This is a genomic window from Pedobacter sp. 01N310, from assembly GCF_056399805.1.
Genome location: NZ_JBFTSB010000005.1, coordinates 123,463 through 139,242, shown reverse-complemented (window position 1 = coordinate 139,242; position 15,780 = coordinate 123,463). Strand labels below are relative to the sequence as shown.

General features: G+C 38.3%; 15 protein-coding genes. 4 read left to right on the top strand and 11 right to left on the bottom strand.

The genetic code is table 11. From position 1 onward, the window contains the following. Positions 1-116: 116 nt before the first annotated feature. The 7 genes from efp to AC1DNH_RS12410 form a co-directional block, all read right to left on the bottom strand. Positions 117-677 carry an elongation factor P gene (gene efp / locus AC1DNH_RS12440; RefSeq protein WP_055904075.1) on the bottom strand — a complete coding sequence of 187 codons (561 nt, stop codon included), beginning with the start codon at positions 675-677 and terminating at the stop codon, positions 117-119. Between the two features lie 450 nt (positions 678-1,127). Then, a complete protein-coding gene (locus AC1DNH_RS12435) occupies positions 1,128-1,742 on the bottom strand; it encodes an ABC transporter ATP-binding protein (RefSeq protein ID WP_477610956.1) in 615 nt (204 codons plus the stop codon). Between the two features lie 14 nt (positions 1,743-1,756). Then, positions 1,757-2,224 (bottom strand): GNAT family N-acetyltransferase, encoded by a 468-nt coding sequence (locus AC1DNH_RS12430; protein ID WP_477581742.1) that lies wholly within the window; start codon positions 2,222-2,224, stop codon positions 1,757-1,759. 43 nt (positions 2,225-2,267) lie between these two features. Next, entirely contained in the window at positions 2,268-3,053 is a 786-nt protein-coding gene (gene lpxA, locus AC1DNH_RS12425; RefSeq protein ID WP_029274294.1) for an acyl-ACP--UDP-N-acetylglucosamine O-acyltransferase, read from the bottom strand. Beyond that, positions 3,053-4,465, bottom strand: a complete 1,413-nt coding sequence (locus AC1DNH_RS12420) for a bifunctional UDP-3-O-[3-hydroxymyristoyl] N-acetylglucosamine deacetylase/3-hydroxyacyl-ACP dehydratase (RefSeq protein WP_108197090.1) — start codon at positions 4,463-4,465, stop codon at positions 3,053-3,055. Before AC1DNH_RS12420 ends, lpxA begins: the two co-directional genes overlap by 1 nt. Beyond that, on the bottom strand, positions 4,455-5,531 hold the full coding sequence (gene lpxD, locus AC1DNH_RS12415; RefSeq protein ID WP_029274292.1) for a UDP-3-O-(3-hydroxymyristoyl)glucosamine N-acyltransferase: 1,077 nt from the start codon (positions 5,529-5,531) through the stop codon (positions 4,455-4,457). Before lpxD ends, AC1DNH_RS12420 begins: the two co-directional genes overlap by 11 nt. A gap of 122 nt (positions 5,532-5,653) precedes the next feature. Then, positions 5,654-6,877 (bottom strand): HD domain-containing protein, encoded by a 1,224-nt coding sequence (locus AC1DNH_RS12410; RefSeq protein ID WP_477581738.1) that lies wholly within the window; start codon positions 6,875-6,877, stop codon positions 5,654-5,656. A gap of 111 nt (positions 6,878-6,988) precedes the next feature. Here AC1DNH_RS12410 and porX point away from each other — a divergent pair, with 111 nt between their 5' ends. The 4 genes from porX (at position 6,989) to AC1DNH_RS12390 (ending at position 11,300) form a co-directional block, all read left to right on the top strand. Further along, a complete protein-coding gene (gene porX / locus AC1DNH_RS12405) occupies positions 6,989-8,542 on the top strand; it encodes a T9SS response regulator signal transducer PorX (protein WP_440827789.1) in 1,554 nt (517 codons plus the stop codon). Between the two features lie 186 nt (positions 8,543-8,728). Further along, a complete protein-coding gene (tsaE, locus tag AC1DNH_RS12400; RefSeq protein ID WP_477581736.1) occupies positions 8,729-9,145 on the top strand; it encodes a tRNA (adenosine(37)-N6)-threonylcarbamoyltransferase complex ATPase subunit type 1 TsaE in 417 nt (138 codons plus the stop codon). A 74-nt stretch (positions 9,146-9,219) separates the two neighbouring features. Beyond that, on the top strand, positions 9,220-10,446 hold the full coding sequence (locus AC1DNH_RS12395; protein ID WP_477609979.1) for an alanine dehydrogenase: 1,227 nt from the start codon (positions 9,220-9,222) through the stop codon (positions 10,444-10,446). 170 nt (positions 10,447-10,616) lie between these two features. Then, on the top strand, positions 10,617-11,300 hold the full coding sequence (locus AC1DNH_RS12390) for a M15 family metallopeptidase (protein ID WP_477581732.1): 684 nt from the start codon (positions 10,617-10,619) through the stop codon (positions 11,298-11,300). Positions 11,301-11,636: 336 nt separating this feature from the next. Here AC1DNH_RS12390 and AC1DNH_RS12385 read toward each other — a convergent pair whose 3' ends face one another. Genes AC1DNH_RS12385 through AC1DNH_RS12370 form a run of 4 tightly spaced genes read right to left on the bottom strand, consistent with a single transcriptional unit; the run spans position 11,637 to position 15,598 of the window. Then, entirely contained in the window at positions 11,637-12,137 is a 501-nt protein-coding gene (locus AC1DNH_RS12385) for a histidine phosphatase family protein (protein ID WP_477581730.1), read from the bottom strand. 37 nt (positions 12,138-12,174) lie between these two features. After that, complete coding sequence (locus AC1DNH_RS12380) at positions 12,175-13,221, bottom strand: aminotransferase class I/II-fold pyridoxal phosphate-dependent enzyme (protein WP_477625411.1); 1,047 nt, start codon at positions 13,219-13,221, stop codon at positions 12,175-12,177. A 1-nt stretch (position 13,222) separates the two neighbouring features. Then, entirely contained in the window at positions 13,223-14,239 is a 1,017-nt protein-coding gene (locus tag AC1DNH_RS12375) for a glycoside hydrolase family 18 protein (RefSeq protein ID WP_477581726.1), read from the bottom strand. 30 nt (positions 14,240-14,269) lie between these two features. Continuing rightward, complete coding sequence (locus AC1DNH_RS12370; RefSeq protein ID WP_477581724.1) at positions 14,270-15,598, bottom strand: D-alanyl-D-alanine carboxypeptidase; 1,329 nt, start codon at positions 15,596-15,598, stop codon at positions 14,270-14,272. Positions 15,599-15,780 lie beyond the last annotated feature (182 nt).

Genomic DNA, 15,780 nt, shown 5'->3' with positions numbered 1-15,780 from the left:
ATTGGATTTATATTTCAGTTTTTCGTGACGGCAAAGGTAAAATTATTTTGATAAAAACCTATAAAGGTTTAAGGTATAAGGCTTAGGGTTTAAGGAAATTTAAACCTTCAACTATGCTATTTTACCCGCTCCATATATTCGCCGGTTTTGGTGTCAACTTTAACCTTATCTCCCTGGTTAATAAATAGAGGCACTCTAATTTCAGCACCGGTTTCTACGGTGGCATATTTTTGTGCACTGGTAGAGGTATCGCCTTTTACAGCGGGTTCAGAGTAGGTAATTTCTAACTCTACACTATTAGGGAGCTGTGCAACAATCGGTTCGTCACTTTCAAAAGCGATGGTTACATTCATGCCCTCCTTTAAAAACTTAATGGAGTTTCCGAAAAGCAACTTGGGGATATTGTATTGCTCAAAAGTGTTGTTGTCCATCACCACCAAATAATCGCCGTCTTCATAAAGATATTGATAGTCGTTGGTTTCTACACGGCAAATGGTCACCTCTTCATCGGTCCGGAAACGGTATTCTACAATTTTTCCGGTTTTTACGTTGCGCATGCGGGCCTGATAAAAAGCCCTTAAATTTCCTGGAGTGCGGTGAATATACTCTTCTACACTTACCAACTCTCCGTTAAAACGAAGCACATTTCCGCTTTTTACTTCTGATGCCTTTGCCATTTTATAATGAAATCTAGTTTTGTTAATTTTTGAGCACCAAAGTTAAAAAAAGGAATGATGATTTGGAAAGGAAAATCTGTGGATTATTGATTCAAAAGTCATTTGTTAGTTGGTCTGAAAGCATACGCGGATGATTTTTTTAGCGACGTTAATCCTTAAAAATCCCCGTATAAAAGAAATGCCTTTGGGAACCACTCCAAAGGCATAATCAACCTAAACCTCAAACTAAACTATGAAAAACTCTTTGCCTTTACGGGCTATATATTTTGATTCCGAAATACGGAAATATGATCTTTTACTTGAAGAGATAAATTAAATAATTGTTTCTCTTTTTGGTGGTGCAAAGGTAAGTATAATTTGTGAATTACAAAATGTTTTTAAAAAAATTTATTTTTAATACAAATGTATGACAAAACAGACGTTTTGTAAGGAGTGGATTTTATATATAACTTACTTGTAATCTGATATTTGTATCTGCTTTGTGCAAAAATCGTATTCCTGTATTTGATTGGAGCCGATTATCGTTAGGCGGTCCTTTCCAAAATTTTCGATCAGTTCGCGGTACCAATTTATTCCCTGAACGTCTAAATTGCTCGTAGGCTCATCTAAAAATAAAATTGGTGTATCGGTACAACATGCCAAAGCTAGTTTGGTTCTTTGCTTCATTCCCGATGAAAAGTACTTGATTTCTTTGTTTGCTGCTTTTTCTAATCCCAGTATGGTGATCAGCTTTTTTGAATCGAGTCCCGGAGCAAAATTTTTGAACTTAAAATGAAAATCAATGCTCTCTTTTAAGGTAAATGTTTCAACCAGTTCGAGATATGGTGCAGCCAGGCTGATGTATTTATAGATATTTTCTATAGAGATCTCTTTGGTGTCTGAGAATGAAATTTCTCCTTCAGAAGGAGATAAGCTACCCGTTAAAACGCTTAATAAAGTTGATTTACCAGAGCCATTAGGTCCCAGTATTGCATAACTGTTACCAGAGGTGAATTCAGTAGTTAAATTTCTAAAAATCCATTCCTTATTAAACCTTCTGCCAACATTATTTAAAGAGATATTCATTTGCGGCAGGGCGTTTAGGGTTTAGTGGTAAGCGGTTTAGCCATACAAACGCTATTATCAACACCGACATATTGTCCGTAGTTGGGCCTGATATGATAACCCACCTTTTGGTAAAGTGCAATGGCTTCTGGCTGTTTTTTGCCTGTTTCTAAAACACATGAAGTAAAACCGAGTTCAGCAGCCCAGCTTTCTAATTCATTTAAAACTTTAGCGGCTATGCCTTGCTTCCTATAATCCGGATGTACAAACATTCTTTTAACTTCGGCTTCTGTTGCTGAAAAAGGCTTTATGGCGCCACAGCCAACCGGGACTCCATTTTGATAACCTATAACCACCTCTTTAATGGCATCAACCTTATTAAATTGAGCATAAAAAGTATGGTCGTCGCCATCTCTAACAGCTAAATCTTTATCCAATAACGCGACCAATGTTCTAAAATCGGCATTGCCTGAATCGGTTCTGATTAGTGTTAAATCAATCATGAATATTTATTTTGCTTTAAGCTTTGGTCTTTCTGCTTTAAGCTTAACTGCCCATTCCAAAGCCCTTCATTACACCACGGTTAGAATTACGGATAAAATCTACAATTTCGTCACGGATTTCCGTTGGTTTAAATTCGGCTTCGATCATGTCTAAAGCTTTAGTTACATTATTGTGTTTTACAAAAAGTACACGGTAAATCTCTTGGATTTCGTCAATCTGCTCGTTGGTAAAACCTCTTCTGCGCAAACCAACAGAGTTAATTCCCGCATAAGAAAGTGGCTCACGAGCTGCTTTTACATAAGGGGGGACATCTTTTCGTACCAATGAACCACCAGTTACGAAAGCATAAGAACCCACTTTAACAAATTGATGTATCGCAACCAAACCCGCCAAAACCACATTGTTTCCAATGGTAATGTGGCCAGCCAAGGTAGTGCTGTTCGAGAAAATACAGTTGTTGCCAACTTCACAGTCGTGCGCGATGTGTGAGTAAGCCTGAATTAAACAATTGCTACCGATGGTAGTTTTCCATTTATCTTTTGTACCACGGTTAATGGTTACGCATTCGCGGATAGTCGTATTGTCGCCGATTTCTGCAGTGGTAACCTCACCTGCAAATTTTAAATCCTGTGGTTCGCCAGAAATAACAGCACCAGGAAAGATACGGCAGTTTTTGCCGATACGTGCGCCATCCATAATGGTTACGTTCGATCCGATCCAGGTTCCTTCTCCAATTACAACGTCTTTATGTATCACTACAAAGGGTTCGATTACCACGTTTTCGGCAATCTTTGCCTGGGGATGTATGTATGCTAAAGGTTGTATCATTATTGGGCGGGTTCTGCTTGTTTAACTTTTGAAATTTGAGCCATCATTTCGGCTTCGACAACGATTTTTTCGCCAACCATACCTACACCTTTCATCTGGGCAATACCCCTTCTGATTGGTTCAAGTAAATCGCAGCGGAAAACAATAGTATCGCCAGGAAGAACCTGGGCCCTAAAACGTACGTTATCTATTTTTAAGAAATAGGTTAAATAATTTCTAGGATCTGGAACGGTACTTAACACTAAAATACCACCAACCTGAGCCATAGCCTCAATTTGAATTACGCCCGGAAAAACCGGTGCACCAGGGAAGTGACCTTTAAAAAACTCTTCGTTCATGGTTACGTTTTTAACACCTACCACGTGATTTTTAGAAAGTTCTAATATTTTATCAACGAATAAAAATGGCTGGCGGTGAGGCAAAATATCCATAATCTGAACAACATCATATAGTGGTTTTGCACTTGGATCGTAAACCTTTTGTATTTTTTTGTTTTTCTCTTTTTTAATCGCTGCTTTAATTTTTTTAGCAAAAGCAACGTTTGCTGCATGGCCTGGGCGGGCAGCCATAATATGGCCTTTTAAATGCATGCCAACCAAAGCTAAATCGCCAATCATATCTAATAATTTATGACGGGCAGGCTCATTTTGGTAACGCAATTCCATGTTGTTCAAAATTCCCTGTGGGGCAACATCGATATCTTTACGGTTAAATAATTTGGCCAAATGGCTCAATTCGTCCTTCGTAACCTCTTTATCTACAATTACAATAGCGTTATTTAAATCTCCACCTTTAATTAAATTGTGCGATAACTGGTATTCCAATTCGTGTAAGAAACAGAAGGTGCGGCATGAAGCAATTTCTTTCTTAAACTCTGCAATGGTATTAATGCCAGCATGCTGACTGCCCAAAACAGGAGAATTATAATCGATCATACAGGTAAAACGATAGTCATCAAGCGGCATTGCCACAATTTCTACCTTTCTATCTTCTTCGGTATAGGTAATGTTATGGGGAATAGTAAAGTACTCGCGATCTGCGTTTTGTTCAACTGTACCAACTTCTTCCAGTAAATCAACAAACTGGATAGAACTCCCGTCCATAATCGGGGTTTCGGGTCCGTCTAATTTAATCAGTACGTTATCAAGGTCCATGCCCACTAACGATGCCATTACGTGCTCTACGGTGCTCACGCTGGCGCCATTTTGGGTAAGTGTTGTTCCACGTGAGGTGTCTGTAACGTTATCTGCATCGGCTTCGATAATCGGGTGGCCATCTAAATCAATACGCTGAAATTTAAAGCCATGATTTTCGGGGGCCGGGCAAAATGTTAAAGTAACATTAGCGCCTGTGTGTAAACCAACACCAGATGCTGATATTTCTTGTTTAATCGTTTTTTGTCTAACGTTCATTGTGTATTGTATTCTTTTCCAGTTCAGCTGTAAGCTTTTTCAATTCCTGTTCGAGCGCGTTTATTCTTTTTTCTACATCGGGAAGATGTTTGAAAATTACTGAGGCACGCATCCAGTTGCGCAATGGTTGCGCCGGACTACCGTGCCATTGTTTATTTTCTTCTGTAATATTAAAATTGATACCGGCCTGTGCGCCAATTTGAGTGCCCTTAGCTAAGGTTAAGTGCCCGGCTATACCAACTTGCCCGCCAACAACACTGTTAGGGCCAATTTTTGTACTTCCTGATATGCCCGACTGTGCGGCTAAAACCGTGTTCTCGCCAATCTCTACATTGTGCGCAATCTGGATCAGGTTATCGATTTTTGCACCTTTCTTTACAATTGTTGATCCCATTGTTGCACGATCTACAGTTGTATTTGCGCCAATTTCTACGTCATCTTCGATTATAACGTTTCCAATCTGAGGGATTTTATTGTAAGTGCCGTCTTTTTGCGGGGCAAAGCCAAAACCATCGCTTCCGATAACGGTATTGGAATGAATAACAACCCTGTTGCCGATTATTGAATTGTGATAAATTTTTACACCGGGGAAAAACGTACTGTTTTCACCGACTTTAGAATTCGCACCGATAAAGGTTTGAGCATTTATTTTACAGCCATCTGCAATTTCTACATTTTCGGCTACATAGGCAAAAGCATCTATAAATACGTTTTTGCCAATTTTCGCTGTAGGGTGAACAAATGCAAGTTTATCAATTCCAGATTGTGCAGTCTGGGCATTAACGGCTTCATTATATTTATCCAACAAGATAGTAAAAGCACTATATGGATTTTCTACACGTATTAATGTACTGGTATATGGTTGCGTAGGGGCGAAATCCTTTGATACGATAACGACTGACGCCTGAGTGGAATACAAAAAGTTTTCGTACTTAGGGTTCGAAAGAAAAGACAAAGAGCCTTCCTTTCCGTCTTCTATTTTAGAAAGTTCGGTAACGGCTACATCAGGGTTACCATCAATGGAACCGTTTAGAAACTGACTTATCTGCGTGGCAGTAAATTGCATCGTACAAAGGTATATGTTAAATTGATATGAACAAAAAAACCTGCTCGGGTTAAACTGTGTATATTTTACACAATAATAAGACTTAAAACGGCACTAAAAGTTAAATATTTTGTTAAATAACCTTAAATACCTCTGGGGTAACAGAGGATATATTTCTCTACAGTTTTTTGCAGCGACTCGAGATTAGACAAATCAGACGCCTTCGCAATATCAACAATATCGTTATTTTTCATCAAAATCTTGATATTTCCAACCCCAGCGTTATATGCGCGGTTTTGAATCGAATCGGTAAAAACAAAATACCTTGCTTCCTCGGGTTTGATTTCTAATAAATTAACAGCCGCATCCTGTAAAAAATTTATGCGGTCGAGATTGGCCATTTCGTTGCCCATTTCTACCTTATAAAGATTTCTGGAAGTAAGCATTTTACATAACGTAGACAAAATTTTATCGGGATGTTTGGCCCAAACCTTAACTGCGGCATAAATGTCCTGATCATCCAGGTTGGTAAAATGCTCGAGATTTTCGTGTTGAGAGAAGAAATTGGCCTCGTTGATATCGTTTTTTAAGAAATAATTCAATGATGGTGAAGCAAATAAATCGGCTCCAGCGGCTGATAGTTCTTTTGCACGCTCTAATAGCTTTACCAAAATCATCTCGCCAGCAATAACGGTTTTGTGCAGATAAACTTGCCAGTACATCAGCCGGCGGGCAATTAAAAATTTCTCGATAGAATAAATGCCTTTCTCCTCAATCACCAGATCATCATCGTAAACGTTAAACATCTTAATAATCCGATCGAAACTGATTACGCCTTCGCTAACACCCGTAAAAAAGCTATCGCGGTTTAAATAATCCATTCTGTCGAGATCTAACTGACCGGAAATCAGTTGATGAAGAAACTTTTTAGGGTAGGTGCCATTAAAAATTTCGATGGCATGGGTTAACCGGCCTTCAAAATGCACATTTAAATCACGCATTAGTTTTGCCGAAATATCTTCGTGCCTAATTCCAGTTACTAAAGAATGTTCTAATGCGTGCGAAAAAGGGCCATGGCCGATATCGTGCAGTAAAATAGCCAAAATGGCGGCTTCTTCTTCGCCATCGGTTATGATATGTTCTTTACTTCTTAAAAGATTTATGGCCAGACTCATTAAATGCATGGCCCCTAAAGCATGGTGGAAACGCGTGTGTAGTGCACCTGGATAAACCAAATGAGTCATCCCAAGCTGTTTGATGTAACGCAAACGTTGGAAATAAGGATGTGAGATCACATCGTAAACTAATTCGGACGGAATGCTGATGAAACCGTATACCGGGTCATTTATTATTTTCTTCTTGTTCAATCGTTAAAAATAGTTAAATAGATAGATACGGTACAAAAATTGCTATTTTTATTTATAGTTTGATTTACCTGCCAAAATTAAAAGGCAATACTTACCTATTTTTACAATAACATGCAAGAAACTAAAATATTATGGGCCGATGATGAAATCGACTTATTAAAACCTCATATATTATTGCTCAATGATAAAGGTTACCATGTAACTACATTTACCAATGGGAACGATGCGTTGGAGGCATTTGGAAAAGCTCATTTTGACCTGGTTTTTTTGGATGAAAATATGCCGGGGATGAGTGGGATTGAAACCTTATCGGCCATTAAAAACCTGAATCCAGATGTTCCTGTTGTGCTGATTACGAAAAGTGAAGAAGAAAATTTAATGGAGGATGCGATTGGTAGTAAGATTGACGATTATCTGATTAAACCTGTAAACCCTAAGCAGGTTTTGTTAACCATTAAAAAACTAATTGATAACAAACGCCTGGTAAGCGAGAAAACTTCTATGGCTTACCAACAGGATTTTCGACGATTGGGGATGACACTGGGCGACAGGCTGAATTACGAAGAGTGGGTGGATGTGTATAAAAAAATCGTTTTTTGGGAACTTGAATTAGAGAAACTGGATGATCCGCAGATGCATGAGATTTTAACCATGCAAAAACAGGAAGCGAATACACAGTTCACTAAGTTCATCGAAGAGCATTATCTCGACTGGATTAAAAATAAAGATAAAGCCCCCTTGCTTTCTAATGAGCTGTTAAAGAAAAAAGCCTTCCCTCATATTAACGATACCACACCTGTCTTTTTTATTCTGATTGATAATTTACGTTACGATCAGTGGAAAATCATTAATCCGCTAATTTCTGAATATTTCAGGATCGATGAAGAAGATATGTACACGAGCATTTTGCCAACAGCAACACAATATGCCCGTAATGCCATCTTTTCGGGCATGATGCCTTTGGATATGGAGAAACGTTTCCCTCAGCTGTGGCAGAACGATGATGATGAGGGTGGAAAAAACATGCACGAAGAAGCTTTTCTGGCCGATAACATTAAACGTAGTTTAAGAAAAGACTGTAAATTCAGTTATAATAAAATCCTCACTTTTGAGCAGGGGAAAGATCTTGTTGATCAGACCAATAACTTGTTGCAGAACGATTTCAACGCCATTGTATTCAACTTTGTTGATATGTTAAGCCATGCCCGCACGGATATGCAGATGATCCGCGAGCTGGCCAATGACGATGCTGCTTACCGTTCGTTAACCTTATCATGGTTTGAGCATTCGCCACTTTGGGACTTATTGAAAAAAATCTCACAGAAAAAGGTAAAAGTGATCATTACAACCGATCATGGAACCATCCGTGTTAAAAAACCGGTTAAAGTAATAGGCGATAGAAGCACAAACACCAATTTAAGATACAAGCAAGGAAGAAACCTTAATTTTAATGCAAAAGAAGTGTTTTTGATTAAAAACCCTCATGATGCTTTGTTGCCTAAAATCAACATCAGCAGCAGTTATATTTTTGCAAGAGAAGATAGCTATTTTGTTTATCCGAATAATTACAATCAGTTTGTGAATTATTATAACGAAACCTTCCAGCATGGAGGTATTTCACTTGAGGAAATGATTATTCCGGTGGTGACGTATTCGCCGAGGTAATAAAAGAGAATTGAGATACTAGATTTGAGATATGAGCCCAGTCGTTTTTAATAAGACCGTCCTCCTGAATTTATTTCAGGATCTGTCACGATGGTAAGGTCTTCGACAAGCTCAGACTGACAAATCACAAAATAACCAGGCAAAAGCAATGCAATTATGTATTACTTTTGCCTTTATTTTTTTAAAATGGATATCGAAGTTAACAGTTTAGCCGATTTACCTGCTGTTGCACAACAGCTTTCAGATTTTGCCAGTGGCCAAAAAGTCTTCATTTTTGAGGGTGATATGGGTGCTGGGAAAACAACCTTCATTAAAAATTTCTGTAAACATTTAGGTGTTAACGATGTGGTTTCGAGCCCTACCTATTCTATCGTTAATGAATATGAAAGTCCTAAAGGTTCGGTGTTCCATTTCGATTTTTATAGGATAAAAGATATTCACGAAGCTTATGATCTGGGCTATGAAGAATATTTTTATGGTGGTGGAGTTTGTTTAATAGAATGGCCTGAGCGAGTGGAAGAGTTGCTGCCCGAAAAACATATTAAAATTGAGATAAAGGTGCTGGATGAAAACCGCAGATTATTCAGATTTTCGAAGGGATAACAATTAGTTATCAATAAATTAACAGATTTTCCTTATCTTGAACAACCTAAAACTATCAAAATTTTAAATTCAACATGGCTACAGGATTACGCGAAGGAATGGCCGATATAGCTCGTCAGGGTTTACTACAAACGCAAGAGGCAAAGCTAGAAACCAGAAATAAAAAAAACAGTCTATATATAGGAATACCCAAGGAAATTTCTTTCCAGGAAAATAGAATTGCATTAACCCCTTTGTCTGTTGCATTATTGGTAAACAATGGGCACCGTGTTGTTCTGGAAAGTGGCGCTGGCACTGGGGCTAATTTTTCTGATACCGAGTATGCTGAGCAGGGGGCTAAAATTGCCTATAACAAAAAAGAGGTTTTCGATGCTGATATCCTGGTGAAAATTGCACCGCCCATGTTGGAAGAGATTGAGATGATGCATAAAGGGCAAACACTAATTTCTTCGTTGCAAACCGGAACGCTAAAGCAGGATTATCTGAAAGCATTGATGCATAAAAAAATTAACGCATTATGTTTTGAGAATCTTCGCGATGAAGGTAATGTACTCAGCGTAGTACGCGCCATGAGCGAAATAGTGGGCTCGACCTCTATTTTAATTGCTGCAGAATATTTGAGCAATGTAACAGGCGGAAAAGGTTTAATGCTCGGCGGCTTTACTGGCGTTCCTCCAACAGAGATTGTTATTTTGGGTGCAGGAACGGTTGGCGAATATGCCGCCAGAACAGCTTTGGCATTGGGAGCCGAGGTTAAAGTTTTCGATAGCTCCATTTACCGCTTACGCCGCCTGCAGAATAATTTAGGAAGCAGGGTGTTTACTTCCGTAATGCAACCTATTGTTTTGAATAAGGCTATTGTAACCTGCGATGTAGTAATAGGCGCCATTAGAGCCACCCACGGGCGTAGTCCATGCATAGTAATGGAAGAAACGGTTGCCCGGATGAAACCACATTCGGTGGTAATTGATGTAAGCATTGATCAGGGCGGTTGTTTTGAAACTTCTGAAGTGACAAACCACACCAATCCAGTGTTTAGAAAATACGATGTAATTCACTATTGTGTGCCAAATATTGCTTCGCGTGTGCCAAGAACAGCATCTTACGCTTTAACGAACATTTTTGCCCCAATTTTATTGGATATCGGTGAATTCGGAGGTTTAATGAATATGGTATGGAATACACCTGGTATCCGCGAAGCGCTATATATTTATCAGGGAAACTGTACCAATAAAGATCTGGCTGATATGTTTAATCTGCCATTTAAGGATCTTGAATTATTGGTCGTCTCGAATCAATAAAACTTTGCAGTAACGAGACTATTAATTTAGCGGATAAAACCAATGAAATGTCATCCTGAGCATGTAGAAGGACATTTTGTTGGTTATCAAATGTAAAGGTCTTCGACAGGCTCAGACTGACAACCGTTTTGACTTAACAGCGGTAATGACCTATACCAAATACCAATTATATGAAACTCAATCTCTTTACGTTATTTTTCTTCCTCTCAGTGGTCGTTAGCGCCCAAAATAAACCTTCCGCTATAAAAAAACTGGTGGTGGTGAGTTCATATAATCAATACCTCGCATCGGTAAAAACGGACCCGAATAACGAATTGGTTGAAATCAAGAAAGCCATTCCCAATATCAAATTAGATATCCGCTACGCCACTAAGAATAATTTTATGCAGCAGGTAATGTATAAACAGGCAAGGGCTTTTGCGCGAAAACCAGTAGTAGAATCATTAAAAAAAATCCAAAAGGAATTAAATAAAAAAGGCTATGGCTTGAAAATATTCGATGGTTACCGGCCTTATGCTGTTACCGTTGAATTTTATAAAAAAGCCAGCGATAAAAATTTTGTAGCCAATCCGGCAAAAGGATCTAAACATAATAGAGGCTGCGCCGTAGATTTAACCCTGATTGATCTGAAAACGGGCAAAGAAATAACAATGCCAACACCTTACGATAGTTTCTTGGCTGCTGCTGCAGCGAAATACGAAAAGGTATTACCTGAGGCGAAGAAGAACCGCGATTTTCTGATCACAATAATGGCGAAATACAGACTTAATGTTTTGGAAAATGAATGGTGGCACTATGATTTTTCGGGCTGGAAAAACTACGATTTAATGGATATTCCCTTTGAGAAGCTTTAGAGGTTAATCGATTCATTAGTTAATAGTCCATTAGTTTGAGTGCCAGGCTGTAATCTTTAGGACGAGCGTTATCCTGAACTTGTTTAAGGATCTGATCCTACATTCTTAAAACCTTAATTTCTTAACTTCTCAATGGTAAATTTGTTCAATAGCCATTCTTTTATTGGGCTGGGAGTATACCGAATTAGTTTCGTCATTTCGATCCGATAGCTATCGGATGGAACGAAGTGGAATAGAGAAATCTAACCTTTTTCCATGGTGTAAGATGTTACCATATTACACTAAATTTAAATTTTAGCTCTTTAATTGTCAGGTGGTAACGCCTAACATCACAAACTACAAATGATGCGGCCTCCCGTATTGTTCCATTTTTACCTTCGCTTTATCCTCTTTTACAGCCAGTTCAAAAATGTAATCGTAATCATCATCTGTTAATTCCTCTTTAGGCTTTTTGCCGCCAAGGGCTTCAATAATCTCGAGTACGGTATTGGAATGGCCTGCTACAATAATGGTTTTGCCAACGTAATTGGTTTTAATGCTGTCTACAAGCGATTTAATGTCTTTATAATCGATTACCTTCGGAACCACCAATGAATCCAATGTTTGGTGCGTTCTTTTTGTCGGCGTGGCAAAAGCAACATCAAATTTTACTTTTTTTAAGTAGGTTGCTAAATCTCCTGCACGAACTTTTCCTTCATCGGAGAGATTGGGGTTGGTATCCTGTGGGTTAGACTTATCTTTCTCTGCGTGCCTAACAATCCAAACATTAGTGGTTTGTGCAGAAATTACATTAGCAAAGAGAAGCGTTAACGACAGTAATACGAACAGTTTTTTCATGTCATAAATATTGAAAAATTAATTGGATAAGGAAAGGTTAAAAATTTATAGCTGTTATCAGCCTTTCAATATCCTCTTTTTTATGCCAGGAGGAAAGCACTATCCGATCTAAAGGCGCGTCGCTAGGATTCGGATAAGGAAAAGATGAAATTAAGATTTGCCTTTGCAGAAGGCGTTCTGAGAAATTAACATCGCCCAGCAAATATACCGGGAAGCCATATTCGTGTTTCCAGGTAAGATTTAATGCCGTTTCAAACATCAGCATGTTATTTTTCAGTTTATTTAATGCTTTGTTATATATTTCTTCGGCATGAATAAATGCATAAAGCCCTGCCGGACTTGGTGGAGAAGCGCCAATAAAGGTATTGGTACTTTTAAGTTTATTGATCATTTTATTGGAGGCCAAAACAATGCCCGCATCTACACCCAGTGCTTTTGCCATAGAGGCAACCACTACATTTTCGATGTTTTCTTGTTTGGGAAGATTTACGATGGCACCCATACCATCGTTGGTTACGCCTATTCCATGCGAATCATCAACAACAAGGATTATATTTTTATCCTTACGGATTTCTTTTACAAAGTCGAAGTCATAAATTTCGGGTACAAGATTATTCATGGAATTACTAATCAATATCCAGGTTTTTTCTTCAGATGAATTTATTCTTTCAATCGTTTCCTGCTCCCAATCTCGAAATAGTTTTACGTTTTTGGTTTGATTTTCTACCAACCAAAGTGCAGGGTGTGCCGCTGGGCCATAAATTACTTTCCCTAATCTGGATAAATCCTTAACGGTAAGCTGCGCAGCTAAATATCCGCTTGAAGTAATTAGCGCAGCTTCTGCTCCATACCGTGCTGCTGCCACTTTTTCAGCATCATCATAAATGCCAAGCTGAATGTTGTTGGTACGGCTTGTTCCGTTGTTTAAACCGAACTTTTTAATCCCTTCGATATATAGATTAATAAAGTTCTGATTTTTAGGAATGCCCAAATAAGCCGTTCCCCCAAAATATAAATAGGTGTTTCCTTCAATATTTATGTGGTTAGAAAAAGGTTGATCAATCGATTTAAAGTTAGGCTTCATATTAATTGTAGTTTCGTCCAAGCTCATCATTTGCAGCACGGATAATAGATTTATCGCCATTGTCATCATGGTAGAATTCCCAGAACATGATCCCATTCGCAATATCTTTAGCGAGTTTAGCTTTTTTCTTGGTGGTTATGGTTCCATTAAAGTAAAATTGAACGCCATCAATTAATGCATTATCTAAACTTACATCAGCCCCCGCTGTTACAAAATCGCGATAGGCCTTAGCCGAGTTATTGGCATTTTTACCATAAGCCGGGATACCCAGAAGGGCTTTCTCTCTTGGCATACCGCGGGTGCTTAACCAATAATTTAAACTGGCAACGGCCATGTTATAGGATGCATGTTGTATAGGCTCATTTTTATCCCAGCCAATGCCATCATACACCATAATATTAAAGAAATCTACAGCAGGAAAAACTTCCAATTTTAATCCATCCCGAATACTGCCCGCGTATACGCCAGGGGTTATGGCCGCACTTAAAAATTTATGGTATTTGTGTAGCGAATCTGAAAGCTCTTTCATTAACAGCACATAATTATCTGCAGATCCATCGCTGGTGCTTGGATATTCCCAATCCATATCTACGCCGTTCAGATTATTTGTTTTGGCAAAAGTTAGCACATTTTTTACGAACAGGTTTCTGGCCGTTGCAGATGCCGCCATCGTTACAAAAATACTTTTTGCACCCGATATCGAAATGCCTGTTTTAACGCCATTTGCCCTTGCTTTTTGCATTACGGTTGTAAATCGACCGGGTTGTTCCAACGCAGCTAAACTTCCATCGGTGTTGGGATTTAGAAAGGCATAAAAGAGGTGTGTAATCATTTTGAACTTCGAATCTGCAACACCGGCTGGATCTCGGTAACTTGGGAAATAACTTACAATCTTAAAGCTGTTGTCGGGTACATACGGTGTAGTAGGGATGGGAGGTTCTGTTATGGGGTCATTTTTCTTACAAGCTGATATAATGAGCATGGTAGAGATGCCAATCAATAGGTAGAATTTTTTCATAGGTCAGGTGTTATTTGATGTTACATATGCTTAAAAAGTATTGTGTATATAAGTGATTATCCTCACCATTTCTGCACGTACCTCGGCAGTTGGTTTTACAAAACTGTTATTCATGAAAGAATAAATATACGTTTTGCCCTTTTTTGTGAGTACATATCCACTTTGATTATGAACGCCACCAAGCGAACCTGTTTTTCCGAAAACAAAAGGTTTGTCGGTTTTGGGGTAAGCATTTTTTAATGTACCACTTTTACCGCCTGCTGGCAGCAGGCCAAAAAGTTTTTCCGGATTGTTTACCAACCTGTAAATGGAATCAAGGAGGTATACATTATCACGTGGAGTAAATAAATTCTGACGGGACAAACCAGATCCATCAGCCCATTTTACTTTATCGGGCAGAAAAGAAAGATAGTTTTTCGTAATGTAATCGATAGCTTTCGTTGTACTCAATGTATCGCCAATCTGGTTGGAGCAAACCAACAACAAATGTTCGGCAATAAAATTATCGCTGGGTAGCATCATGTGTTTTAAAACCGAATCACGCTTTGCGCCCGATAAAGTTTTAGCATACGATGGTATTTTTAAGTTTATAATGCCGACAGGTTTGTGCAGGGTATCTGATAATATTTCGACGGTAACCTGTGCGCTGGTTTTATATGGGTTTTGCTGATTATAGCCCGGTTGTACTGAAACGGCAGGATAGTGAAAGCGGTTGCTTAAAAAATCTCTGCTTACCTGAAAACTGCCTGCTTTTTTTGTAGAATCTATTTCGAAACAGGAGGCAAACACCTTTGGTTCGATATTGATTTTATTTGGAGTGGCATAAGTAGAAGTAACCATGTTATCCATAATTGGCATTTCGGTAATTTCTGGCTGATAATAATAATCGTAATCATCCCACGACCAGCCATCGCCAAAAAAACTGCCAGAATATCGTCCGGGAGAAAAGAATAGTTTTTTGTTCGAAGCCAAAAGAAAATTGTAAGCCGATTTGTCTTTTACTGCAAACTGTAAAAAAGACGGATCGCCTGTACCCCAAAAAATCAATGAATCATTCCGTTCAATATATTTTAAAGCTGGCATTAAATCTGGCAGCATTTTTAAACTCGCAAAAAAAGTATAAAGTTTGGTGTTAGATGCTGGTGTGAAATACTTATTGGCATCTTTCTGAAAAATCATTTTTTTATCTGTAGGATTATAAAGGGCGAAACCAACCTGATATTGTTTGATTACCTGCGAATTTTTAAATTCTTTAGCTACTTTTTTTGAAATGATTTTATTGGTTGAGCAACTTGTTAACAAACAAATAGATAGTGCAAATGCAAGAAAAATGAAATTATGATTTTTTAAAGTAAACATGTTCTAAATTTAGGGGGCATAATTATCAACTAATTTATTAAATTTAGTTTAATGTTAACCAAATATAACCCCGGTGTAATAATCTGTTTACGCAAACTAACAATTTGCTTGGGGTTGGTATTTCTTGCTTTTTCTGGGTTTGGCCAGGAATTCCTTTTTAAAAGAAACCGGCAAAAACAATC

Coding starts and splice junctions, on each gene's coding strand:
- efp (WP_055904075.1), bottom strand. CDS start 677: ATGGCAAAGGCATCAGAAGTAAAAAGCGGAAATGTGCTTCGTTTTAAC.
- AC1DNH_RS12435 (WP_477610956.1), bottom strand. CDS start 1,742: ATGAATATCTCTTTAAATAATGTTGGCAGAAGGTTTAATAAGGAATGG.
- AC1DNH_RS12430 (WP_477581742.1), bottom strand. CDS start 2,224: ATGATTGATTTAACACTAATCAGAACCGATTCAGGCAATGCCGATTTT.
- lpxA (WP_029274294.1), bottom strand. CDS start 3,053: ATGATACAACCTTTAGCATACATACATCCCCAGGCAAAGATTGCCGAA.
- AC1DNH_RS12420 (WP_108197090.1), bottom strand. CDS start 4,465: ATGAACGTTAGACAAAAAACGATTAAACAAGAAATATCAGCATCTGGT.
- lpxD (WP_029274292.1), bottom strand. CDS start 5,531: ATGCAATTTACTGCCACGCAGATAAGTCAGTTTCTAAACGGTTCCATT.
- porX (WP_440827789.1), top strand. CDS start 6,989: ATGCAAGAAACTAAAATATTATGGGCCGATGATGAAATCGACTTATTA.
- tsaE (WP_477581736.1), top strand. CDS start 8,729: ATGGATATCGAAGTTAACAGTTTAGCCGATTTACCTGCTGTTGCACAA.
- AC1DNH_RS12395 (WP_477609979.1), top strand. CDS start 9,220: ATGGCTACAGGATTACGCGAAGGAATGGCCGATATAGCTCGTCAGGGT.
- AC1DNH_RS12390 (WP_477581732.1), top strand. CDS start 10,617: ATGAAACTCAATCTCTTTACGTTATTTTTCTTCCTCTCAGTGGTCGTT.
- AC1DNH_RS12385 (WP_477581730.1), bottom strand. CDS start 12,137: ATGAAAAAACTGTTCGTATTACTGTCGTTAACGCTTCTCTTTGCTAAT.
- AC1DNH_RS12380 (WP_477625411.1), bottom strand. CDS start 13,221: ATGAAGCCTAACTTTAAATCGATTGATCAACCTTTTTCTAACCACATA.
- AC1DNH_RS12375 (WP_477581726.1), bottom strand. CDS start 14,239: ATGAAAAAATTCTACCTATTGATTGGCATCTCTACCATGCTCATTATA.
- AC1DNH_RS12370 (WP_477581724.1), bottom strand. CDS start 15,598: ATGTTTACTTTAAAAAATCATAATTTCATTTTTCTTGCATTTGCACTA.